Source organism: Amycolatopsis sp. NPDC049253, from assembly GCF_040678995.1.
Classification (GTDB): domain Bacteria; phylum Actinomycetota; class Actinomycetes; order Mycobacteriales; family Pseudonocardiaceae; genus Amycolatopsis.
The window spans coordinates 100408-123656 of record NZ_JBFAQX010000012.1; the positions used below are offsets into that span (position 1 = coordinate 100408).

Consider the following 23249-nt stretch of genomic DNA (forward strand, 5'->3'; position numbering starts at 1 on the left):
CCGGTGCGCCCGGGGAGGCCCTCCTCGCAGGTCTTACTTGCCGAACCCGGCCCGCCGCAGTGCGTCGGCCATGGAGCCGTTGCCGCCGGAGTTGCCGCCGCGGTCACGGCCACCGCCACCACCGCGGTTGCCCTGCTGGCCACGACGCTGACCGCCGCCGCCCTGGCCGCCACCGCCGCCCTGACCACGGTCACGACCGCCGCCGCCACCACCGCGACGGTCCTGCGACGAAGCACCCGGCTCGTCGTCCAGGCGCAGCGTCAGCGAGATCCGCTTGCGCGGCACGTCGACGTCGAGCACCTTCACCTTCACGATGTCGCCGGGCTTCACGACGTCGCGCGGGTCCTTCACGAAGTTCTTCGACAGCGCCGAAACGTGGGCCAGGCCGTCCTGGTGCACGCCGACGTCGATGAACGCGCCGAAGGCCGCCACGTTGGTGACCACGCCCTCCAGCCGCATGCCGGGTTTGAGGTCGCCGATCTTGTCGACGCCCTCGGCGAAGGTCGCCGTCTTGAACGCCGGCCGCGGGTCGCGGCCGGGCTTCTCCAGCTCGGTCAGGATGTCGGTGACGGTCGGGAGTCCGAAGGTCTCGTCGACGAACTCGGCCGGCTTGAGCGCCTGCAGCGTGCGCGCGTTGCCGATCAGCTCGCGGATGCCCGTGCCGGTGCGGTCGAGGATCCGCCGCACCACCGGGTAGGCCTCGGGGTGCACCGAAGACGCGTCGAGCGGGTCGTCGCCGTCCGGGATGCGCAGGAAGCCGGCGCACTGCTCGAACGCCTTGGGCCCGAGCCGCGCGACCTCCTTCAGCGAGGTACGCGACTTGAACGGACCGTTGGTGTCGCGGTGGGCCACGATGTTCTCGGCCAGCCCCGTGGTGATGCCCGAAACACGCGTGAGCAGGGGAGCGGACGCGGTGTTCACGTCCACGCCCACCGCGTTCACGCAGTCCTCCACCACCGCGTCGAGCGAGCGCGACAGCGACACCTCGGACAGGTCGTGCTGGTACTGCCCGACCCCGATCGACTTCGGGTCGATCTTCACGAGCTCGGCCAGCGGGTCCTGCAGCCGGCGCGCGATCGAGACGGCGCCGCGCAGCGACACGTCCATGCCCGGCAGCTCCTGCGACGCGAACGCCGACGCGGAGTACACCGACGCGCCCGCCTCGCTGACCACGGCCTTCGTGAGCTTCAGCTCGGGGTGCTTCTTGATCAGCTCCTGCGCGAGCTTGTCCGTCTCGCGCGACGCGGTGCCGTTGCCGATCGAGATCAGGTCCACGTGGTGCTTCGCCGACAGCGCGGCCAGCTCGGCGATCGACTGGTCCCACTTGTTCGCCGGCTGGTGCGGGTAGATCACGTGCGTGTCCACGACCTTGCCGGTCGCGTCGACCACGGCCACCTTCACGCCGGTGCGGAAGCCCGGGTCGAGGCCCATGGTCGCGCGCGTGCCGGCCGGTGCGGCCAGCAGCAGGTCGCGCAGGTTCGCGGCGAACACGCGCACGGCGTCGTCCTCGGCCGACTGACGCAGCCGCATCCGCAGGTCGATGCCCAGGTGCAGCAGGATCTTGGTGCGCCAGGCCCAGCGCACGGTGTCGCCGAGCCACTTGTCGGCCGCGCGGCCCTCCTGTGTGATACCGAACTTCTGCGCGATCCGCTGCTCGTACTGCGTCGGCCCCACGCGCGGCTCGGCGTCTTCCGCGGCCGGCTCCTCGGGCTCCATCGACAGGTCGAGGATCTCCTCCTTCTCGCCGCGCAGCATCGCGAGGATGCGGTGCGAGGGGAGTTTCGTGTACGGCTCGGAGAACTGGAAGTAGTCGGCGAACTTCGCGCCTTCTTCCTCCTTGCCCGCGCGGACCTTCGACGCGATGTGGCCCTCGGTCCACATCTTCTCGCGCAGCTCGCCGATCAGGTCGGCGTCTTCCGCGAAGCGCTCCACGAGGATCGAGCGGGCGCCGTCGAGCGCCGCCTGCGCGTCGGCCACGCCCTTGTCGGCGTCGACGAACACCGCGGCCGCGGCCTGCGGGTCGGTGTTCGGGTCGTTCATGAGGCCGTCGGCCAGCGGCTCGAGGCCGGCCTCACGGGCGATCTGCGCCTTCGTCCGCCGCTTCGGCTTGTACGGCAGGTAGATGTCCTCCAGCCGCGACTTCGTGTCCGCGGCCATGATCTGGGCCTCGAGCGCCTCGTCGAGCTTGCCCTGCGTGCGGATCGACTCCAGCACCGCGACGCGCCGCTCGTCGAGTTCCCGCAGGTAACGCAGCCGTTCCTCGAGCGTGCGCAGCTGTGCGTCGTCGAGCATCCCGGTGACTTCCTTGCGGTACCGGGCGATGAACGGCACGGTCGACCCCCCGTCGAGGAGGTCGACAGCGGCCTTGACCTGCCCTTCGCGCACCCCCAGCTCTTCGGCGATCCGCTCCTCGACCGACTGCACGCTCACAACCAGGCTCCTGCTCCGTCTCGGTGTCCCGTGCCGAGCATTCTGCCGCCCGGCGTGGTGCGACTTTCGTATGGCCCCGTCGAAGCGACGCCCGAACGGTTCCTTGACACCGAGATTGGTCTAGTCCACTTTGTGGTGACCTGCCTCACTCTTTCGTGGAGGTCTCGCTGTGTTCTCCAACCGGTCCCCACAACTTCGCCCGTCCCGCAGACCCCGACTCGCGATCGGCGCCCTGATCGCGACGGTGGCCGCGTGCCTCGGTGTCACCTTCGTCATCGGTGGCAGCGCGTCGGCGGCCAACATCCTCGCCAACCCCGGCTTCGAAAGCGGCAGCCTCTCCGGCTGGACCTGCAGTGGTTCCGCCTCCGTGGTCTCCAGCGGCGCCCACGGCGGCACCAAGGCGCTCAGTGCCGCGCCCTCGTCGTCCGACACCGCCCAGTGCTCGCAGCAGGTGACGGTGAAGGCGAACACCGCCTACCAGCTGTCGGCCTGGGTGCAGGGCAGCTACGTCTACCTGGGCGTCTCCGGCACCGGCGGCGCCGACACCAGCACCTGGACGCCCGGCACGAGCGGCTGGAGCCAGCTCTCGGTCAACTTCACCACCGGCGCGTCCACCAGCATCACCGTGTACCTGCACGGCTGGTACGGCCAGCCGGCCTACCTCGCCGACGACGTCAGCCTCGACGGCCCGGGCACCCCGCCGCCCACGACCCCGACCACGCCGACGACCCCCACCACCCCGTCGACGACCCCGACCACCCCGACCACGTCCCAGCCGCCGACGACCGGCGAGCTGGCCAAACACGTGCTCACGGGCTACTGGCAGAACTTCTACAACGGCGCCAAGGCCCTGCGGTTGGCGGACGTACCCACGCGCTACAACATCATCGCCGTGGCCTTCGCCGACGCCACGGGCACGCCGGGCGCCGTGAACTTCACGCTCGACTCCGGCCTGTCGTCGCAGCTCGGCGGCTACACCGACGCGCAGTTCCGCGCCGACATCAAGACCGTGCAGGCGCGCGGCCAGAAGGTGATCATCTCCGTCGGCGGCCAGAACGGCACGATCAACGTCAGCGACTCGTCGTCGGCGAACAACTTCGCCAACTCCGTGAAGTCGCTGATCTCGAGCTACGGCTTCGACGGCGTGGACATCGACCTCGAGAACGGCATCAACGCCACCTACATGGGCCAGGCGCTGCGCAGCATCCACAACGGCGGCGGCTCGATCATCACCATGGCACCGCAGACGATCGACATGCAGTCCACCCAGGGCGGCTACTTCCAGCTCGCGCTGGGAATCAAGGACATCCTCACGGTCGTCAACATGCAGTACTACAACTCGGGCACCATGCTCGGCTGCAACGGCCAGGTCTACGCGCAGGCCACCGTCGACTTCCTGACGGCGCTGGCCTGCATCCAGCTCCAGGGCGGTCTGCGAGCCGACCAGGTGGCGCTCGGCCTGCCGGCTTCCGGCTCGGCGGGCGGCGGCTACCAGGCTCCGTCGAACGTCGTCTCGGCGCTCAACTGCCTCGCTCGCGGCACGAGCTGCGCCGGCTTCAAACCCTCGGCCACGTACCCGGCGATCCGCGGCGCCATGACCTGGTCGATCAACTGGGACGCGTCTGCCGGGTACGCGTTCGCGAACACCGTTGGCGGCGCGCTCGCGAATCTGCCTTAGGGGCGCTGTCGGACAAGACCTTGGAAGGACTCCCGCGACGGCAGGGAGGGCGTCGTCGCGGGAGCTCCTTTCAAGACACCCCCAGTGCACGTGCCCAGAGGGGGGTGAGCGCGTGCGACGTCGCAAGCGTGCCTGGTGGTGGTTGGTGGATGTGTTGAGGAACTGTTGAATTCGCTGGTCAGGCCGCCTTTGGTGCGGGTTTGGCTTGGTGCGCGAGGTGCACCGGTGCGGCCATCCGGGGCCACTCGTAACTTCGGCCGAACGGTTGATTCCTCGGGGATGTTCGAGCACGACCTCGAACAAGGCCCAGCACGGTGACAAGATCGAACCGCCTCGTGGTCACGGAGAGGAATCACCGCCTTGCCGAAAGCACAGTGCAATTACTGTTGCCTGCGCATCACGCTGACGAAACAGGGCCTGCTCCCGGTGCATTACACCGGTGTCGCGGCCGGACACTTCTCTGGCGGTGCTCAACAAACTTGCTCCGCTTCGGGGACGACTCGCCATCGACTCACAGTCTGCAACTGCGATCGTCCTTTGAGCGGCCAGACTTGCCCGAGTTGTGGCAGGAAGTGCATGACCCTCAGCAAGAACGGCAAGTTCCCCGCCCACAAAGCTCCCGACGGTTCGCGCTGTTCTATGTCGGACACCAACAATCGACGGCGCTGAGGGGCGCTGCGGCCAACGGTGGGGCTTGGTCCTGAGGTGCTCAGGGCCAAGCCTTGCGTTTCGCCGCGATGCCAAGCTCCCCGAATTCAACCGGCCTGCCGAACACCGGCCGATCTTCCCGATGTCACTGCCCGACGTCACTCCCCGATCCGGATGTCGACGATCGGCAGGTGCAGAGCGCCGGGCGCCGTCGAGGGGACGGTCGGCTTCAGCGGCGCCACCGGCGCCACCCGCCGGTACGGCTCGCCCAGCGCCGGGCGCGGGTCCGCCTCGCCCTTGTTCGGCCACAGCGCCATGGCGCGTTCGGTCTGGGCGGTGATCGTCAGCGACGGGTTCACGCCCAGGTTGGCCGAGATCGTCGAGCCGTCGGCGATGTGGAGGCCGGGGTGGCCGTAGACGCGCTGGTAGGGGTCGACGACGCCGGTGTCGGGGGAATCGCCGATGGCGCAGCCGCCGATGAAGTGGCCGGTGATCGGGGTGTTCGCCAGGTCGGTCCACGCGCCTTGCGGGAGGCCGCCGATCTTCGCGGCGACGCGGCGGGTCACTTCGTGGCCGGCGGGGATCCAGTCGGGGCTCGGCTCGCCGGTGCCTTGGCGGGTGGTCATGCGGCGGCCCAGCAGACCTCGTTTCGTGTACGTGGTCACGGAGTTGTCGAGCGTCTGCATCACGAGCAGGCCGATCATGCGTTCCGACCAGTGCCGCGGGTTGTGCAGGCGCGGCAGCTGACGCCAGCGCCTCGCCAATTCCCGGACGCCCAGCGCCCACCGGCGTTTGCCGGGCTCGGCGTCCACGAGGACGGTGGCCATGAGGCCCATGACGTTGCTGCCCTTGCCGTAGCGCACGGGCTCGACGTGGGTGACGCCGTCCGGGTGGATCGACGACGTGATGGCGACGCCGCGCGTGTAGTCGGTGTCCTTGCGCAGCGAGCGCGCGGCGAGCACGGCCTCGGAGTTGGTGCGCGCCAACAACCCCAGGCGTGGGGACAAGCCCGGGAGCGTGCCGTCGTCGCGGAGCCGGTGCAGGAGGCGTTGCGTGCCCAGCGCCGCGGCCGAGAACACGACCTCACGCGCGGTGAAGGTGCGCCGGCCGCGCCGGACCCAGCGGCCGGTGCGTTCGGTGTCCACCGCGTAGCCGCCGTCGACCGGGCGCACGGAGACCACCGTCGTCAGCGGGTGGACTTCGGCCCCGGCCTGCTCCGCCAGGTACAGGTAGTTCTTCACGGTCGTGTTCTTCGCGCCGACGCGGCAGCCGGTCATGCACTCGCCGCAGTGCGTGCAGGCGCGCCGCGCGGGGCCGGCGCCGCCGAAGAACGGGTCGGGCGACTCCTCGCCCGGGTGCGAGCCGAAGTACACGCCGACCGGGGTGCGGCGGTAGGTGTGGCCGATGCCCATGTCGTCCGCGACCTCGCGCAGCACCTCGTCGGCCGGCGTCGTGAGCGGGTTCTCGACGACGCCGAGCATGCGTTTGGCCTGGTCGTAGTACGGCGCCAGCTCGTCCTTCCAGTCCGTGATGTGCGCCCACTGCTTGTCCCGGTAGAACGCGTCCGGCGGCTCGTACAGCGTGTTCGCGTAGACCAGCGAACCGCCGCCGACACCCGTGCCGCTCATCACGAAGGTGTTCTTCAGCAGGGTCAGCCGCTGGATGCCGTACAGGCCGAGTTTCGGGGCCCACAGGTACTTCCGCAGGCGCCACGACGTCTTGGCGAACTCGTCGTCGGCGAAGCGCCGCCCGGCCTCCAGCACGCCGACGCGGTAGCCCTTCTCCGCGAGCCGCAACGCCGTGACGCTGCCGCCGAAGCCCGAGCCGATCACGAGCACGTCGTAGTCGGTGTTCAAGACCGTGCTGTTCAAGACGAGGCCACCACCCTGAAGTCGGCCGGGTCGAGCACCCGGGTCCTGCGGTCGTACTCGGTCACCAGCCCGGGCCAGTTGGTGCTCACGCGCCCGTCGGCCTGGCGGTACCAGCTGGTGCACGCGCTCCACACGCTGTGGCCCAGCCGCCGCTGCACCTCGCGGTCGTAGCGCTCCTCCACTTCGGGCCGCACGTCCACATAGGACACACCGGGCCGCGCGAGCTGTTCCACGGCCTGGCGGATGTAGCGCGCCTGCCGCTCGATCATGTAGATGATGGAGCCCGCGCCGAGGTTGGTGTTGGGACCGTAGACGCAGAACAGGTTGGGGAACCCGGGCACGGTCATCCCCAGGTACGCGCGGGCGCCGCCGCGCCACGCGTCGTCGAGGCTGCGCCCGTCGAGGCCGAGCACCTTCATCGAGCCGAGGAAGTCGGTGGCGTTGAAGCCGGTGCCGTACACGATCACGTCGGCTTCGTGCTCCACGCCGTCTTCCGTGCGCACTCCGCGCGGCGTGATCTCGCGGATCCGGCCGGTCTCGACCTCGACGTTGGGCTGCGCGAGCGCGGGCAGGTAGTCGTTGGTGAACAGGATCCGCTTGCAGCCCAACGGGTACTTCGGCGTCAGCTTCCGTCGCAGCGCGGGGTCCTTGATGTGCTTGTGCCGCAGCTGCGTCGTCCGGAGTTCGAACGCCTTCGCCAGCACGGGATGACGTGTCATCGCGTACGTCGCGTACTCGGCGAGCAGGAAGATCCGCAGGCGGCCGAGCAGCTGCGTCGCCGGGAGGCGTTCGAACAGCCGCTTCTGCCAGCGCGCGTACCGCGTGTCGTTCTTGGCCATGATGTAGGGCGCCGTGCGCTGGAAGATCGTGAGCTTGCCGGCGCGTTTCTGCAGTTCGGGCACGAACTGGATCGCGCTCGCGCCGGTGCCGATCACGGCGATGCGCTTGCCGTCGAGATCCGTCTCGTGGTCCCACTGCGCGGAGTGGAACGCGACGCCCTCGAAGCTGTCGCGCCCCGCGATCGCGGGCAGCACCGGCCGCGACAGCTGCCCGACGGCCGGCACGAACACGTCGGCCTCGAACGTCTCGCCGCCTGCCGTCTCCACGCGCCAGCGGCCCTCGTCGAACGTCGCCGACGTGACCTCCTGGCCGTAGCGGATGTGGGGGCCGAGGTCGTGGTCCGCCACCACGCGCTTGAGGTACGCGTGGATGTCCGGCTGCATCGAGAACCGCTTGGGCCAGTGGGGATTGGGCGCGTACGAGAACGAGTACAGCGGCGACGGGATGTCGCACGCCGCGCCGGGGTAGGTGTTCTCGCGCCACACCCCGCCGGGCTCGTTCGCGCGCTCGAGGATCGTGAAGTCGTGGAAGCCGGCGCGTTTCAGCTCGATCGCCGTGCCGACCCCGCCGAACCCGGTGCCCACGATCAGCACCGACGGCGTCCTTGCCGTGTCACCCATCCTGAGCAAGTTACCGACGCGTCCGCCGGGGTGGAAGGACACGAACGGTCAGAGAATCGAGAATTCCGGACAGTGCCGGATCACGCTGCAAGCAGCCGGACGTCGTGGCGCAGGCCGGGTTCGGCCCAGGTCAGCAGCCGTTTGCCGGAGCTCTCCAACGCGGCCGAGTCGCGCTTCGGCAGGCGTTCGTACGGCATGAGCACGAGCGTGGCCGTGTCGCGGGTGGTCTTGATTTCCCAGGCGCCCTTCACGAACCCGCCGACGAGCAGCGTGCCCTTGACCAGACCGTTCTGGCTGATCACCCGCTTGCGGTGCTCGTCGCTGATCACGCGCGTGCGGTCGGCGTAGGACAGTAGCGGCTGGTCGAACGGCGCCAGCAACCGTGGCGGCGCGGGCACGTCCTCGCCGGGCAGCGTCGCGTCGGGCAGGTCGTAGAGCTCGCGGCCGGCGTGGTCGACGTAGGTGCGCAGGTCCATTCCGTCGGCCACTTCGCCGAGCTTCGTCAGGCCCGACCACGCCTGCACGTCGGCCACTGTCGCCGGGCCGAACGCCGCGAGGTAGCGCCGCACGAGCTGCTCGGCCGAGGACACGGCTTCGGTGCCGGCCAGCCAGTGGTCCGCGAGCTGGTACGTCGGCTGCCCGGCCTGGCCCCACACGCCGCGCGGCGGGATCTGCACGAGTGGCAGGAGGCAGCGCGCCAGGTGCATCAGCGCATCGCTCTCGCGCTCGGGCCACTTCTCGGCGAGCGCGGCGCCCAGCTGTGCGCTCGTGTACGGGCGGACCGCGAGCAGCTCGCGCGTCACGGCGGCCACCTCGCCGTGGTCGAGGCCGGCCACGCGGGCCGCGTGCAGGGTGTTCGTCCGGAGGTCGCGGTCCATGATCGGCTGCACGAGCGGGCGCCAGGCCAGCGCGTCGGCCGCCGTCACGAGGTGCACGGTGCCGCGCATGAGCACGATCCGGGCCACGCTCCGGTCGAGGAGCAGCCGCGCCAGGTCGTGCGGCTTGAAGCCGTGCAGCCGCGCCCACAGCGCGTAGTACGGCGGGAACGGCGCCTGCGCCTGCAGCCCCGCGAGGTGCTCGACGGCCGCCAGCGCCGGCATCGACGTCCGGCGCAGGAGCAGCTGCCGCTCCAGGGTCGCGCGGTTGAGGGCTCGCAGGCTCAGCTTCATGCGCGCGAGCGTAATGGGCATTGCGGACAGAAGGCGTCCTCGACGAGCGCAGCCGACCTGACCTGATCCATAATTCCGGCCATGGCAGAGCTGGCAGCCCCCGCGGTCCGCGACTGGGACTTCCCCCGCGGCACCGCCAGCGTGCTGCTCATGCTCGCGTTCGCCGAGGATCACGGCGTGCCCGCCGAGAAGCTGCTGCCCGGCACCCCGCGCGAGGCGCTGACCGGCCCGGACCGCCAGGTGGACGCGCGGCAGGAGCTGGCCGTGGTCCGAGCCGTCGCCGCGCACACCGGCGGCGACGACATCGCGCTCGAACTCGGCCGCCGCTACCGCGTGACGACGTTCGGCATCTTCGGTTTCGCCTGCATCAGCAGCCCGACGATGCGCGACGCGATGCTGTTCGCGTTGCGCTACCTGGACTTGAGCTTCACCTTCTGCATCCCCCACGTGGAGCTGGACGAGGAGGGGATCAGCCTGGTGCTCGACGATTCACGCGTACCCGCCGACGTCTCGCGTTTCCTCGTGCTGAGAGACCTCGCCGCGATCCACACCGTGATGCGCGACCTGCTGCCGGGGATTTCCCCGCGGGGCCTGGAGTTCCGGCATCCGGCACCGTCGTCGGCAAAGTCCTATATGGACACTTTCGGCGTCGAGCCGGAGTTCGACGCCGAACGCCACCGCGCGAGCTTCGACCCCGCGTTCCTCACCATGCCGCTGCCCCAGGCCAACGAGCAGACCGTGGCCCTGTGCGCGGCCCAGTGCGACGCGCTTGTGGCCCGCCGCCGCGAACGGTCCGGCATCTCCCAGCTCGTGCGCGAACGACTGGTGCGCCTGGGCGGCGTCGACGCCGGCATGGACGAGATCGCGCGCCAGCTGACCGTCAGCCCGCGCACGCTGCGCCGCCGCCTCACCGACGCCGGAACGGGTTACCGCCAGCTCGTGGACGAGGTCCGCCAGACGCTCGCCGAGGAAATGCTCGACACCGGCGCGTTGTCCGTCGAGGATGTCGCGCTGCGCCTGGGTTACGCCGAGGCGTCGAGCTTCATCTACGCGTTCAAACGGTGGACGGGGACGACTCCGGCGGCTTACGCGCGCCGTTCCGCTCCGCGAGCACGGCCGGGTAGGTGACCTCGATCAGGCCCATGATCGACTCCACCAGGAAGGTCCGCAGCTCGCCGCGGTTCAGCGTGCCGCGGATCAGCCACTCGCGCGACGCCGCGCGCAACATCCCGCCGTACGACCGGATCATCGCGCGCAGCTCTTCCCGGCCCTCGGTGACGTCGGTCATCAGGGCCCCGGCCAGCACCCGGTCGGCCGCGACGTCGTCGGCCTCCAGCATGATCCGCTCGATCTCGGGATCACGGCCGGCGGACTCCGGGCCGATCGCGGTGAGCCACGCGTCGCGGTTGCGGTCGACCACGTCGATCCAGCGTTCGATGCCGACCTCCAGCCGGCGCCGCACGGGCCCTTCGGGCAGCGACTCGACCACGGGCGCGGGCACGATCATCATCTGCCGCACGACCTCGAGGTACAGCTCGCGCTTGCCGCCGAAGTAGTGGTTGATCAGGGGCCTCGCCACCCCCGCGGCTGCCGCGATGTCCGAAGTGGACACTGACGCGTAGCTGCCGGCCCCGAACAGGCGCCGCGCCACCGCGAGGATCTCGGCCCTGCGCTCGGCCGGTTCCAGCCGGCGCCGCGTGGGCCGGGTTCCGGTGCTCATCTCGTCAGCCTTCTCGTCCTCCGTCGTGCTGTCAACAAGTTGTTTACTGCACGTAAAGACCGTGTCCCATTATTGCGCGTGACGGCATTTGTACTCCTCGAACTGGGCCGTTATTGAACCGGAACAACCGGTCGGTAACTTCGCCGCCCGCTCGGACGACGGATCGAACGGGGGCTGGGCGCGTGGGGTAGGAGCAGATGAGCGATGCGGAGGGTGGCACGACCCGGCCCGCGGGGCGCTGGGTCAGCGTGCGCTTGCAGCACCGCCAGGTGCGCGTGGACGAATCCTGCTGCGCGGGCGAGTGTCCCGACGAGTGCGCGGCGGACTTGTCCTACGACGGCATCGTCATCAGCAACTACGACGAGGGCGCGCTCGTCAGCGAGCGCTGGATCCCGCTGGGTGCCGAACCGAGTGAAGAGGACGACGAGGTCCTGATCGAGCAGCTGCGCGCCGCGATGCTGTGGCAGGCGCGCCGGCCACCGGAGACCGCGACGGGGGAGTGAATCGCCGCCGGGTAGGACTTTCCGGCGGCGAGTGTCACCTCGGCAGGCGCTGCGGCTCAGGCGCGCAGGCCGTCGAACGCCATCTTGCACACCGCGTCCGCCAGCTCCTCGCCCGAGGAGCCGCGGCGCGGCCGGTACCACTCGATCAGCGAGTTCACCGTGCCGAACAGCAGCCGCGCGGCGACGGCGGGATCGATGTCCGGCCGCACGTCACCCTCGGCTTCGGCCTGCTTGACCAGATCCGTCACCAGCCGGTCGAACTCGCGCCGGCGGGCCAGCGCCGAACGCTCCACCTTGGTGTTGCCGCGCACGCGAAGCAGCAGCGTCACGAACGGCAGCCGGTCGGCCAGCACCAGGACACTGCCGCGCACGAGGTGTTCCAGCCGGTCGATCGCGCGGCCGTCGAGCTGTTCCGTGGACGCCGCGACCTCGAACAGCCCGTCGAGCGCACGGTCCACCGACAGCCGCAGCAGCTCTTCCTTGCTGGGCACGTGGTGGTAGATCGCCGACTTCGTGATGCCCAGCTTGCGTGACAGGTCTTCCATGCTGGTGCCGTCGTAGCCGCGCTCGTTGAACAGCTTCACCGCGACCCGCAGCAACGATTCCAGGTCGTACCCGGGCCGCCCGCGCCGGGCCGGAGGGGTCGTCACGTCTTGTCCCGCTCGTCGATCACGCGACGCATCTTGCCCACAGAACGCTCCAAGGTGTCCGGCTCCACCACATCGACACCCACCGTCACGCCGACGCCGTCCTTCACACCCGCGATCAACGCCGCCGCGGCCGCGGCCCGCGCGTCCGCCGACGCGTCGTGCCGCGCCTCCACCCGCACGGTCAGGTGGTCCAGCCGGCCCCGCGTCGAACGCACCAGCTGGAAGTGCGGGCTCAACGCGTCGGTCCGCAGCACGATCTCCTCGATCTGCGTGGGGAAGACGTTGACGCCCCGCAGGATGATGAGGTCGTCGCTGCGCCCGGTCACCTTCTCCATGCGTCGGAACGCGGGCCGCGCCGTGCCCGGCATCAGCCGCGTGAGGTCGCGCGTGCGGTAGCGGATGATCGGCAGCGCCTGCTTCGTCAGCGACGTGAACAGCAGCTCGCCCTGCGCGCCGGACGGCAGCACCTCTTCGCTGAAGGGGTCGATCACCTCGGGGAAGAAGTGGTCCTCCCAGATGTGCAGGCCGTCCTTGGTCTCCACGCACTCCTGCGCGACACCCGGCCCCATCACCTCGGACAGGCCGTAGATGTCCACGGCGTCGAGCGCGAAGCGTTCCTCGATCTCCGCGCGCATCTGCTCGGTCCACGGCTCGGCGCCGAAGATGCCGACCTTGAGCGAGCTGGCCCGCGGGTCCACGCCCTGGCGCTCGAACTCGTCGAGCAGCGTGAGCATGTACGACGGCGTGACCATGATGATCTCGGGCTTGAAGTCGGTGATCAGCTGCACCTGGCGCGCGGTCATGCCACCCGACGCCGGGATCACCGTGCAGCCGAGCTTTTCCGCGCCGTAGTGCGCGCCGAGCCCGCCGGTGAACAGGCCGTAGCCGTAGGCCACGTGCACCTTGTGCCCGGGGCGCCCGCCGGCCGCGCGGATCGAGCGCGCCATCACGGTCGCCCAGGTGTCGATGTCTTCCTCGGTGTAGCCGACGACGGTCGGCTTGCCGGTGGTGCCACTCGACGCGTGGATGCGCCGGATGTCGTGCTGCGGCACGGCGAACATGCCGAACGGGTAGTTGTCGCGCAGGTCCGCCTTGGTGGTGAACGGGAACTTCGCGAGGTCCGCCAGCTCCTTGCAGTCGTCCGGGTGCACGCCTGTCTCGTCGAACTTCTTGGTGTAGAAGGGCACGTTGGCGTACGCGTGCCGCAGTGTCCACTGGAGACGCTCGAGCTGGAGGGCGGCGAGCTCGTCGGCGGAGAGCTTTTCGGCGGTGTCTTTCATCGGGTTTCCCGGCTTTTCTCGATGACGCGGCTGCGGCCGCGGAACTCGGCGACGACCTCGGGCCCTTCGGGGGTCTCCCGGTGCACGGTGACGTCGTAGATGCCGTTGCGGCCGTAGCGGGTGCGCTCGGTGGCCGTGGCGGTGAGGTGGTCGCCGAGCCGGCCGGCCGCGACGAAGGAGATCTCGGCCCCGGCGGCGACGGTGACCGGTCCGTGGGTGTTGCACGCGAGGGCGAACGCGGAGTCGGCGAGCAGGAACAGGTAGCCGCCGTGGGCGATGTCGTGGCCGTTGACCATCGACTCCGTCACCTTCATCGTGGCGACCGCGCGCCCGTCGGCGGCTTCCACGAGCTCGATGCCCAGGCCCTTCGACGCCTCGTCGGTGTCGAACATGGCGTGGGCCGCGTTGCGCGCCGTCACGTCGGGCGACCTCCCCGTGAGAAACTGACCGAATGGCCGGTAATCCAGGCCCGGGGCTAGTAAAGATGTGCCACAGGTTCCCTGTCAAGCGCCGGGACTTCCGATCAGGGGCGGCAGCCGCTACGATGGAATTACTGAACGTCCGGTTGGTAATTCCGCGCGGGTGCCTCACCGCGCGGCACGGCGAGAGGGTCGGGCCCCATGGTTTTGCTCCGCAGCTACGTCTCCGGCGGCTGGCACACGGCGACGGACGAGGGTGCGCCGCTGCACGACGCGGCGACCGGCGAGGAGGTCGCCCGCGTCTCGTCGACCGGCGTCGACTTCGCCGGCGCGCTCGACTACGGCCGCCGCGTGGGCGGTCCTGCCCTGCGTGAGCTCACGTTCCACCAGCGTGCGGCCCTGCTCAAGGCCCTCGCGTCGCACCTGCGCGAGCACCGCGAGGAGCTCTACGCGGTGTCGGCGCGCACCGGCGCCACGCTGGGTGACTCGAAGTTCGACGTCGACGGCGGCATCGGCGTCCTGTTCAGTTACGCGTCGAAGGGCAAGCGCGAGCTGCCCAACGACACCGTGTACCTCGACGGCGCGGTGGAGCCGCTGAGCAAGGGCGGCACCTTCGTCGCGCAGCACATCGCCGCGCCGCTGCACGGCGTCGCGATCCAGATCAACGCGTTCAACTTCCCGGTGTGGGGGCCGCTGGAGAAGTTCGCGCCCGCGTTCCTCGCCGGTGTGCCGAGCCTGATCAAGCCGGCGAGCCAGACGGCCTACCTCACCGCGAAGCTGGTCGAGCTGATCATCGAGTCCGGAATCCTGCCCGAGGGCTCGCTGCAGTTCATCGCCGGCAGCGTCGGCGACCTGCTCGACCACGTGACCGCGCAGGACCTGGTGTCGTTCACCGGTTCCGCGTCCACCGCGCAGAAGCTGCGCGCGCACCCCGCGGTCGTGCGCAATTCCGTGCGCTTCAACGCGGAGGCCGACTCGCTCAACTGCTCGATCCTCGCGCCCGACGCGCGGCCGAGCACGCCGGAGTTCGACCTGTTCGTGAAACAGCTGGTCACGGAGATGACCGTGAAGGCCGGCCAGAAGTGCACCGCGATCCGCCGCGCGTTCGTGCCGGCGGAGATGCTCGACGACGTCGCCGAGGCCGCGAGCGCGCGCCTGGCGAAGGTCGTGGTCGGCAACCCGACCGCCGAGGGCGTGCGCATGGGCGCGCTGGCCAGCCTGGAGCAGCGGGAAGAGGTCCGCCGTTCGCTCAAGGCCCTGCTCGACGCGGGCAGCGTCGTCTACGGCGATCCGGAGCACGTCGACGTCGTCGGAGCCGACGAGTCGACCGGCGCGTTCCTGTCGCCGGTGCTGCTGAAGGCCGACCCGCAGCGTTCGGAGCCGCACGAGGTCGAGGCGTTCGGACCGGTGTCCACGCTGATGCCCTACACCTCGATCGAGCAGGTCATCGAGTTCGCCGCGCGCGGCGGCGGCAGCCTCGCCGGGTCGATCGTGACCGGCGACCCGGAGTTCGCGCGGACGATCGTGCTGGGCGTCGCGCCCTACCACGGCCGGCTGCTCGTGCTGGACGCCGACGACGCGAAGGAGTCGACGGGCCACGGCTCGCCGATGCCGCAGCTCGTGCACGGCGGGCCCGGTCGTGCCGGCGGTGGCGAGGAGATGGGTGGCATCCGCGGCGTGCTGCACCACATGCAGCGCACGGCCGTGCAGGCCAGCCCGAAGGTGCTCGGCACCGTCACCGGCCGGTGGGTCGAGGGCGCGCCGCGCGTCGAGGGTGACCACCCGTTCCGCAAGTCGCTGGCCGAGCTGCGCGTCGGTGACTCCGTGGTGGCCGGCCCGCGCACGGTGACCCGCGCCGACATCGACCACTTCGCCGAGTTCACCGGCGACACCTTCTACGCCCACACCGACGAGGCCGCCGCGGCCGCGAACCCGCTGTTCGGCGGGATCGTCGCCCACGGCTACCTCGTGGTGTCGTTCGCGGCGGGCCTGTTCGTCTCGCCGGAGCCGGGCCCGGTGCTCGCCAATTACGGCCTGGAGAACCTGCGGTTCCTCACGCCGGTCAAGGAAGGCGACGCGCTCACCGTGACACTGACCGCCAAGCAGATCACCCCGCGTATCGACCAGGAGTACGGCGAGGTCCGCTGGGACGCCGACGTCGTGAACCAGACCGGCGACTCCGTGGCGAAGTACGACGTGCTCACGCTCGTTTCGAAGGAGCAGCCGTGACCGCAACCGTTTCCGAGGAAGACCTGCTCGGGCACTTCGAGCACACCATCGAGCGCGACCAGCGCATCGAGCCGCGCGACTGGGTGCCCGAGGGCTACCGCAAGACGATGATCCGCCAGATCGCGCAGCACGCGCACTCGGAGATCATCGGGATGCAGCCCGAGGGCAACTGGATCACACGCGCGCCTTCGTTGCGCCGCAAGGCGATCCTGCTCGCGAAGGTGCAGGACGAAGCCGGCCACGGCCTGTACCTGTACTCGGCCGCGGCCACGCTGGGCGCCGACCGCGCGGACCTCACCGACAAGCTGATCACCGGCCGGCAGAAGTACTCGTCGATCTTCAACTACCCGACGCTGACCTTCGCCGACGTCGGCGTGATCGGCTGGCTGGTCGACGGCGCGGCGATCTGCAACCAGGTGCCGCTGTGCCGCAGCTCGTACGGGCCGTACTCGCGAGCGATGATCCGGATCTGCAAGGAAGAGTCGTTCCACCAGCGGCAGGGCTACGAGCTGCTGATGACGATGATGCGCGGCACGCAGCAGCAGCGGGACATGGTGCAGGAGGCCGTGAACCGCTGGTGGTGGCCGTCGCTGATGATGTTCGGCCCGCCCGACGCGGAGTCGCCGAACACCGCCCAGTCCATGGCCTGGAAGGTCAAGCGGCACACCAACGACGAGCTGCGGCAGCGCTTTGTCGACATGTCGGTGCCGCAGGCGGAGGCGCTGGGCGTCACGTTCCCGGACCCGGACCTGCGCTGGAACGCCGATCGGGAGCACTACGACTTCGGTGCCCTCGACTGGGACGAGTTCAAGAACGTGCTGCAGGGCAACGGCCCGTGCAACAAGCAGCGCGTCTCTCACCGGAAGCAGGCGCACGACGACGGCGCTTGGGTTCGTGAAGCCGCGGTGGCGCACGCTGCCAAGAAGGAAGGTTCGCTGTGAAGCACGATTGGCCGTTGTACGAGGTGTTCGTGCGCGGGAAGCGCGGGCTGAACCACGTGCACGTGGGCTCGCTGCACGCGGCGGACGACCAGATGGCGCTGCACAACGCCCGTGACCTGTACACACGCCGCAACGAGGGCGTGTCGATCTGGGTCGTGAAGGCGGCGGACATCACCGCGTCCTCGCCGGACGAGAAGGACCCGTTCTTCGCGCCCAGCGGCGACAAGGTCTACCGGCACCCGACCTTCTACGACATCCCCGACAACGTTCCGCACATGTGAGGCCTTGATGTCTTTCGACAACGTCTACGAGGCCATCACCGAGGACAACGACGCCCGGTGGGCCTTCGGCACCGGCTTCGCCGACCCGCTGTCCGGTGTGGACACTTCGGTGCCCTCGGAAGTGGACGCCGCTTCGCTGGCGGCGTATTGCCTGATGCTGGGCGACGACGTGCTGGTGTTCTCCCACCGCCTCCAGGAGTGGGTCACGAACGCGCCGGAGCTCGAGGACGAGGTGGCGATCGCCAACATCGGCCTCGACCTGCTCGGCCAGGCCCGCCTGCTGCTGGCGCGCGCCGGTAAGGCCGACGGGACCGACCGCTCGGAGGACACGCTCGCGTTCCTGCGGGCCGAGCACGAGTTCCGCAACGTCCGGCTCGCGGAGCTCGGTGGAGGCCACTTCGGTCACCTGATGGCGCGGCTGCTCGTGTTCTCCACGTGGCGGCTGGCGTTGCTGCAGCAGCTGGAGTCCAGTGCCGACCCGGTGCTCGCGGCGATCGCGGCCAAGGGCGTCAAGGAACTCGCCTACCACCGCGACTACGCGGCGCAGTGGGTCGTCCGCCTCGGCGACGGCACTCCGCTGTCGCACGAGCGGATGCAGGAGGGCTTCGACGCGGTGTGGCCGTACGTCGACGAGCTGTTCAAGACCCACCCGCTGGAGCTGGTGGACGCCGCTTCTTTGCGCCCGGAGTTCGACGTCGTCCTCGACCAGGTGCTGGCCGCGGCGACGCTGGAGCGGCCGGCCGCGGGAGCCGTGGCCGGCGTGTCCGGGCGGACCGGTCGCGACGGGGTCCACACGGAGCAGATGGGCTTCCTGCTGGCCGAGCTGCAGAGCGTGGCGCGAGCGATGCCGGACGCGACATGGTGACCGCCGACGTGCTTTTCCCAGCGGAGCCGGCATCGAGCACCGCACTGGCGGTGGCCGCGACCGTGACCGATCCCGAGCTGCCGATGCTCACCCTCGCCGACCTGGGTGTGCTGCGCTCGGTGTCCGAAGAGGACGGTCGCGTGACGGTGGCCATCACCCCCACCTACACCGGCTGCCCGGCCATGGACACCATGCGCGACGACCTGGAGCACGCGCTGCTCGGCGCGGGCTACTCGGACGTCGAGATCCGCACGGTGCTCGAACCGGCCTGGACCTCGGACTGGATCTCGGCCGAGGGGCGCCGCAAGCTCGCCGAGGCCGGTATCGCACCGCCGGGTGCGGCGCCGCGGCGCGCGAGTGGACCGGTGCCGCTCACGTTGTCACCGCCGGTGTCGCGCATCGCGTGCCCGCACTGCGGTTCGCTCGACACCGAAGAGCAGTCGCGGTTCAGCGCCACCGCGTGCCGGGCACTGCGCCGGTGCCGCGCGTGCCTGGAACCGTTCGAACACGTCAAGGAGATCTGAGTTGACCAGCACGATTTCCCGGCGCACCGGCTTCCACTCCCTGCGGGTGGCCGACGTCGAGCGGCTGTGCGACGACGCGGTCGCCGTGACCTTCGACGTCCCGGAGGAGCTCGCGGAGACGTTCGCCTTCGCGCCTGGCCAGTCGCTGACCTTGCGCCGCACCGTCGACGGCCGGGACGAGCGCCGGTCGTACTCGATCTGCGCGCCCGCCGGTCAGCGGCCGCGGGTCGGCGTGCGCCTGGTGCCCGAGGGCGTGTTCTCGTCGTGGCTCGTGCAGGACGTGCGCCCGGGTGACGTCGTCGAGGTCTCCGCACCGACGGGGACCTTCACGCCGGATCTGACCGCCGGGGGTCACCATGTGCTGATCGCGGCCGGCTCCGGGATCACGCCGGTGCTGTCGATCGTCGCTTCGCTGCTCGCCACGCCGGACGCCACCGTCACCGTGCTCTACGGCAACCGCCGCACGGACACCGTCATGTTCGCCGACGAGCTGGCCGACCTGAAGGACCGCTACCCGGCTCGGCTCGAGCTCATCCACGTGCTCTCGCGCGAACCCCGCGAGGCCGAGCTGTTCACCGGCCGCCTCGACGCCGACAAGCTGCGCGCGCTGTTCGGCTCGCTGGTGCCGGTGGAGTCGGTGGACCACTTCTGGCTGTGCGGGCCGTTCGGGATGGTCACCGGGGCGCAGGAGGTGCTGACCGCCCTGGGCGTGCCGGAGGCGAGCGTGCACCAGGAACTGTTCTACGTCGACGATGTGCCGCCGGAGCCGGTCAAGCACGTCGACCCGGCGGTGGCCGGCGCCGCCTCGGAGGTCACGCTGATCCTCGACGGCCGCTCGACCACGATGAGCCTGCCGCAGGAATCGTCCATTCTGGACGGTGCGCAGAAGTTCCGGCCGGATCTGCCGTTCGCGTGCAAGGGCGGGGTGTGCGGCACCTGCCGCGCCCGCGTGACCGAGGGCGCCGTGGACATGCGGCGCAACTTCGCGCTGGAGAAGGCCGAGGTGGATGCCGGATTCGTGCTCACGTGCCAGTCGCACCCGGCGAGTGACCGCGTGACCGTGGACTACGACGCCTGATCAGCGCCTGCGCCGGCGGCGCCGGCCCGAACCCAGCGTGAGATCTTCGGGGCGGTCCGGTTCGGTGGCGGCCCGGGTCGTCTCGGGCAGGCCCATGGCCTCGGCCGCGCGTTCCTGCGCCGCCGCGAACATCCCCGACGGCCGGCCCTGCGCCCGCCGCAACGCCGAGGGCCGCAGCCGGCTGTACCCGCGCACGGCGACGGGCCGGCGGGTCCGCAGCTCGTACTCCGGCAGGGGTTCGAGCGCGGCCGCCAGCTCGCGGTCGACCAGCACCGTGCCCGGCCGCGCCACGGACGTCAGCCGCGCGGCGAGGTTCACAACCGAGCCGTAGACGTCGCCGAAGCGGGACAGCACGCGCCCGGATGCGAGCCCGGCGCGGACAGCGGGCAGGTCCTCGGAGGCCGACGCGCGTTCGGTCAGGGCCAACGCGATCTCGGCACCCGACTCGGGGGAGTCGGTGACGAAGAAGACCTCGTCGCCGATCATCTTCACGATCCGCCCGCGGTGGTCGGCGATCACGCCCGCGGCCAGCGACTCGAACGCGTCGAGCACGTGGCTGAGCTCCTCCTCGTCGACCTGGCGGGTCATCTTCGTGTAGCCCACCATGTCGACGAACCCGACGATCTGCGGCCGCGCCTCGAGGTCCTCGTCCGTGGCGAACGCGCGCCCGGCGTAGGCGGCGAGGTGGCGGCGCCACACGAAGTTCTGCACCTGTTCCAGCTCGGGCAGCAGGCGTTCCACAAGCCGCGTGACCTGGCGGTCGTCGAGGTCCGGATTCTCGGTGATGAGCGTCCACAGCATGTGCACCTGCCACTCGGCCAGGCGTGACAGGTGCTGCCCGAGCGCGCGCGTCACGGCGACCTCGAGGTTGCGCTCGACGAGCCCCGACGCCACGAGCTGGTCGGCGGTGCGCATGGCCTGTACGTCGGCGTCGGTGAAGACCACCTCGTTGTCGTCCGCCGCGGCGAACCCGAGGGCGCGCCACAGCCGGCGCGAGCGTTCTTCGGGCACACCGGCCTTCGCGGCCACCTCGAGGCGCGTGTACTTGCGCGGGCCGCCAAGGAGTAGCTTCTCGAGGCGTTGCTGCAGGTCAGGGGAGTCGGCCACGGGTCAGGTCGTGTGCACGATCAGGACGTCGACCCCGGACTTGCGCGCCACCTCCGCCGGCACCGAGCCGAGGATCCGCCCGGCGAGCGTGTTGAGGCCGCGGTTGCCCACCACCAGCAGGTCGGCCGACGTCTCGTGCACGACCTTGCGCAGCGCGTGCACCGGCTCACCGTTCACGGCGATGGTCTGGATGTCCTTCGCCCCGGCCTTCGCGGCCCGGTCGCGCGCGCTCTGCAACGTGTCCTCCGCCGGCGCCGACCCGACGACCTGGTAGGCCTCGTCGCCGAGCTCGTCCTGCGCCTGCTCCACGTCGTGCTTGCTGGCGGGGTAGTACGCGCACACCACGACCAGCTTCGCCTCGGCATCCGCAGCCACGCCCGCCGCCCGGTCCACCGCGGCGAACGACGAGTCCGACCCGTCCGTCCCCACCACCACGGTCCGATAGACAGCCATCCGAAACCTCCCGGCGATCCCGAATCGGGGCGCCACCGCCCCTCTTGTCGGGGGAAGGTTACTCGTGAGTTGCTTGCCGTGCTGGACACGGTGACGGCCGCACCCCTCAGCAGCTCGGGGCGCGGCCGTTCGTGGGCTGGACCAGGGCGTCAGTCGCCGGTGGGTTTGCCTGCCTGGCCCGAGGCGGGCTGGGGCTGGGCCTTGGGCTTGGGGACGTCGCTCGTGCGCAGGCGGACCGTCTTCTCGACGTCGCCTTCGACCGAACCCGAACCCGAACCAGCGGGAACGGCAGCCGGGACCGGAGTCTTCGGCTCGATGGAAGCCTTGATGTCCGCCGGCACCACCGTGTCGGTCTCGCCGAGCACGTGGTGGGCCTCCGCCAGCACCGTGCGCGCCTGGCGCACCTGCTCGGCCAGGCTGGTCCGGACATTGCGCAGCGCCTCGACGCGCTCGTTGGCCTGCGTGATGCGGCGGTTCGACTCGTCGGTGGCCGTGCGGACGCGGCGGCGGGCCTCGTCGGCGGCTTCGGCGAGGCGGGCGTTGGCCTCGGTGATCGAGTCCTGCTTGCGCTTGTTCGCGTCGGCGACGGATTCGCGCTGGCGGCGCTCGATGTCGGCGCGGGCCGCTGTTTCTTCTTCCAGCACCTTGGCGCGGATGGCGGCGGCGTCCTCGGCGGCTTCGCGCACGCGGCGCTCGGCTTCGGCCTTCGACGCGGCCTCCTGCTCGGCCAGCACCCGCATCGCCTCGGTGCGGCGGGCGGCCATGGCGATTTCGAAGTCCTCTTCGACCTGCGTGCGGCGGGCCTCGGACTCCGCGTCGAGCTTGTTGCGCTCGGCTTCGGCCTTGTCGGTGATCGACTTCGCCTCGGCGCGGGCGTCTTCGAGGACCTTGCGGTGCTCGGCTTCCATCTCCTTGCGGCGCAGGTCGAGTTCGGTGAGCAGCTGCTCGTACCGCGCGCGCATGGCGCTGGCGTCGGTCTCCGCCTTGGCGCGGATGTGGCCGGCCTCGGCCTCGGCGCGCGCCCGCGTGTCGGCGGACTCGTCCTGTGCCAGGCGCAGCATCCGCTGCAGGCGCTCGGACAGGCCCTCGACGCTCGTCGGCGGCTGCGCCAGCCGGTCGACCTGCCCGCGCAGGTCGGCGATCTCACCGCGCGCGATCTCCAGCTGCCGGGCCAGATCACCCGCCTGGGCGATGGCGGCGTCGCGGTCGCCGGTGAGCATCTTCAGGTCGGCGTCCAGCCGTTCCAGATGTTCGTCGACCTGCGCTCGGCTGTACCCGCGCTTCGCCACGTCGAAGCCGGCTCCCAGCGGCACAAGCTCCCGTTCCTCGCCAAGGCTCATGGCCCTACCGTAGCCGCTACGGGGTCACGGACGGGTGAGCACCCACGGTGTCCGGACTAGCGTGCGCCGAGCGGCCGAACACAGTAGCCCGATGGCTGAAAACCACGCCGGAACCGGTTGTGCGCAACTGTGACCCACAGATCTTGACCGGCCGGCCAATCAAGGCGCATGATCGAAGCAGGGAAACTTCCTGAACAGCAGGTTCTCTGCGGAGGTGAGCACGAATGAGTGAAGTCTCGACGCGCGCCTGGACCCGGCCCCACGACTGGGCCGAGGTCGTCATCGGTGTTGTCGCCGCTCTTTCACCCCTTTGGCTGAGCACGGACACGATGACGATGTGGACGATGGTGATCCTCGGTGCGCTGATCGCCATCGACGGCCTGGTGTCGCTCGCGGCGCCCGGTGCCGTCTACGGCGAGGGCATCCAGATCGTCCTCGGGGTGTTGCTGTTCCTCGCGCCGTGGGTGATGCGGTACACCGAGTTCAACGGGGCGTCGTGGACGTCCTGGGTCGCCGGTGCGCTCACGATCATCGCCGGCGCCGCCGCGATGCCGATGGCCACCGCCGCCCACCGGACGGCGATGCCGCACTGAAGGAGCTGAC

At 70.2% G+C, this 23249-nt stretch carries 21 protein-coding genes; 10 read left to right on the top strand and 11 right to left on the bottom strand.

All coding sequences use genetic code 11. The annotated features are described in order from the left end of the window. Positions 1 to 33: 33 nt before the first annotated feature. Complete coding sequence (locus AB0K15_RS26220; RefSeq protein ID WP_364055603.1) at positions 34 to 2430, bottom strand: Tex family protein; 2397 nt, start codon at positions 2428 to 2430, stop codon at positions 34 to 36. Positions 2431 to 2674: 244 nt separating this feature from the next. Between AB0K15_RS26220 and AB0K15_RS26225 the strand changes: the two genes are divergently transcribed. Further along, positions 2675 to 4108 carry a glycosyl hydrolase family 18 protein gene (locus tag AB0K15_RS26225; RefSeq protein WP_364055606.1) on the top strand — a complete coding sequence of 478 codons (1434 nt, stop codon included), beginning with the start codon at positions 2675 to 2677 and terminating at the stop codon, positions 4106 to 4108. Positions 4109 to 4914: 806 nt separating this feature from the next. On the opposite strand, the gene AB0K15_RS26230 is transcribed toward AB0K15_RS26225, so the two are convergent. The 3 genes from AB0K15_RS26230 to AB0K15_RS26240 all read right to left on the bottom strand — a co-directional run bounded on the left by AB0K15_RS26230 (position 4915) and on the right by AB0K15_RS26240 (position 9256). Then, positions 4915 to 6627 (bottom strand): GMC family oxidoreductase, encoded by a 1713-nt coding sequence (locus AB0K15_RS26230; RefSeq protein ID WP_364055609.1) that lies wholly within the window; start codon positions 6625 to 6627, stop codon positions 4915 to 4917. After that, the gene (locus AB0K15_RS26235; RefSeq protein ID WP_364055612.1) at positions 6624 to 8087 is read right to left on the bottom strand and encodes an NAD(P)/FAD-dependent oxidoreductase; all 1464 of its coding nucleotides are present in this window, start codon (positions 8085 to 8087) and stop codon (positions 6624 to 6626) included. Before AB0K15_RS26235 ends, AB0K15_RS26230 begins: the two co-directional genes overlap by 4 nt. Before the next feature lie 80 nt (positions 8088 to 8167). After that, entirely contained in the window at positions 8168 to 9256 is a 1089-nt protein-coding gene (locus tag AB0K15_RS26240) for a winged helix DNA-binding domain-containing protein (RefSeq protein WP_364055615.1), read from the bottom strand. Between the two features lie 81 nt (positions 9257 to 9337). Here AB0K15_RS26240 and AB0K15_RS26245 point away from each other — a divergent pair, with 81 nt between their 5' ends. Beyond that, positions 9338 to 10384 (top strand): AraC family transcriptional regulator, encoded by a 1047-nt coding sequence (locus AB0K15_RS26245; protein WP_364055618.1) that lies wholly within the window; start codon positions 9338 to 9340, stop codon positions 10382 to 10384. On the opposite strand, the gene AB0K15_RS26250 is transcribed toward AB0K15_RS26245, so the two are convergent. Further along, positions 10311 to 10976, bottom strand: coding sequence for a helix-turn-helix domain-containing protein (locus AB0K15_RS26250; protein WP_364055621.1), 666 nt, complete (start codon positions 10974 to 10976; stop codon positions 10311 to 10313). The two genes, AB0K15_RS26245 and AB0K15_RS26250, sit on opposite strands and share 74 nt — an antisense overlap. 197 nt (positions 10977 to 11173) lie before the next feature. Here AB0K15_RS26250 and AB0K15_RS26255 point away from each other — a divergent pair, with 197 nt between their 5' ends. Continuing rightward, a complete protein-coding gene (locus AB0K15_RS26255; RefSeq protein ID WP_364055624.1) occupies positions 11174 to 11479 on the top strand; it encodes a hypothetical protein in 306 nt (101 codons plus the stop codon). A gap of 56 nt (positions 11480 to 11535) precedes the next feature. Here AB0K15_RS26255 and AB0K15_RS26260 read toward each other — a convergent pair whose 3' ends face one another. From AB0K15_RS26260 to paaI, 3 genes are read right to left on the bottom strand one after another with little or no spacing between them, the layout of a single operon-like run. Then, positions 11536 to 12129, bottom strand: a complete 594-nt coding sequence (locus AB0K15_RS26260; RefSeq protein ID WP_364055627.1) for a TetR/AcrR family transcriptional regulator — start codon at positions 12127 to 12129, stop codon at positions 11536 to 11538. Further along, positions 12126 to 13409 (bottom strand): phenylacetate--CoA ligase PaaK, encoded by a 1284-nt coding sequence (gene paaK / locus AB0K15_RS26265; protein ID WP_364055630.1) that lies wholly within the window; start codon positions 13407 to 13409, stop codon positions 12126 to 12128. Before paaK ends, AB0K15_RS26260 begins: the two co-directional genes overlap by 4 nt. Then, a complete protein-coding gene (gene paaI / locus AB0K15_RS26270) occupies positions 13406 to 13801 on the bottom strand; it encodes a hydroxyphenylacetyl-CoA thioesterase PaaI (protein WP_364055975.1) in 396 nt (131 codons plus the stop codon). The genes paaK and paaI overlap by 4 nt, the downstream gene beginning before the upstream one ends. Positions 13802 to 14029: 228 nt before the next feature. Here paaI and paaZ point away from each other — a divergent pair, with 228 nt between their 5' ends. Genes paaZ through paaE form a run of 6 tightly spaced genes read left to right on the top strand, consistent with a single transcriptional unit; the run spans position 14030 to position 19746 of the window. Continuing rightward, positions 14030 to 16057 carry a phenylacetic acid degradation bifunctional protein PaaZ gene (gene paaZ, locus AB0K15_RS26275; RefSeq protein WP_364055633.1) on the top strand — a complete coding sequence of 676 codons (2028 nt, stop codon included), beginning with the start codon at positions 14030 to 14032 and terminating at the stop codon, positions 16055 to 16057. Beyond that, a complete protein-coding gene (gene paaA / locus AB0K15_RS26280; protein WP_364055636.1) occupies positions 16054 to 16998 on the top strand; it encodes a 1,2-phenylacetyl-CoA epoxidase subunit PaaA in 945 nt (314 codons plus the stop codon). Before paaZ ends, paaA begins: the two co-directional genes overlap by 4 nt. Next, a complete protein-coding gene (gene paaB / locus AB0K15_RS26285; protein WP_364055639.1) occupies positions 16995 to 17279 on the top strand; it encodes a 1,2-phenylacetyl-CoA epoxidase subunit PaaB in 285 nt (94 codons plus the stop codon). The genes paaA and paaB overlap by 4 nt, the downstream gene beginning before the upstream one ends. 7 nt (positions 17280 to 17286) lie before the next feature. Then, positions 17287 to 18144: a 1,2-phenylacetyl-CoA epoxidase subunit PaaC gene (gene paaC, locus AB0K15_RS26290; protein WP_364055642.1), complete on the top strand. Its 858-nt coding sequence runs from the start codon at positions 17287 to 17289 to the stop codon at positions 18142 to 18144. After that, positions 18138 to 18668 carry a 1,2-phenylacetyl-CoA epoxidase subunit PaaD gene (gene paaD / locus AB0K15_RS26295; protein WP_364055644.1) on the top strand — a complete coding sequence of 177 codons (531 nt, stop codon included), beginning with the start codon at positions 18138 to 18140 and terminating at the stop codon, positions 18666 to 18668. The genes paaC and paaD overlap by 7 nt, the downstream gene beginning before the upstream one ends. 1 nt (position 18669) lies before the next feature. Beyond that, positions 18670 to 19746, top strand: coding sequence for a 1,2-phenylacetyl-CoA epoxidase subunit PaaE (gene paaE, locus AB0K15_RS26300; RefSeq protein WP_364055647.1), 1077 nt, complete (start codon positions 18670 to 18672; stop codon positions 19744 to 19746). Here paaE and AB0K15_RS26305 read toward each other — a convergent pair whose 3' ends face one another. The 3 genes from AB0K15_RS26305 to AB0K15_RS26315 form a co-directional block, all read right to left on the bottom strand. Next, positions 19747 to 20853, bottom strand: coding sequence for an adenylate/guanylate cyclase domain-containing protein (locus AB0K15_RS26305; RefSeq protein ID WP_364055650.1), 1107 nt, complete (start codon positions 20851 to 20853; stop codon positions 19747 to 19749). Positions 20854 to 20856: 3 nt separating this feature from the next. Beyond that, complete coding sequence (locus tag AB0K15_RS26310) at positions 20857 to 21306, bottom strand: universal stress protein (protein WP_364055653.1); 450 nt, start codon at positions 21304 to 21306, stop codon at positions 20857 to 20859. 149 nt (positions 21307 to 21455) lie between these two features. Further along, positions 21456 to 22619, bottom strand: a complete 1164-nt coding sequence (locus AB0K15_RS26315) for a chromosome segregation protein (protein WP_364055978.1) — start codon at positions 22617 to 22619, stop codon at positions 21456 to 21458. 251 nt (positions 22620 to 22870) lie between these two features. Between AB0K15_RS26315 and AB0K15_RS26320 the strand changes: the two genes are divergently transcribed. Continuing rightward, positions 22871 to 23239, top strand: coding sequence for an SPW repeat protein (locus tag AB0K15_RS26320; protein ID WP_364055656.1), 369 nt, complete (start codon positions 22871 to 22873; stop codon positions 23237 to 23239). Positions 23240 to 23249: the final 10 nt, after the last annotated feature.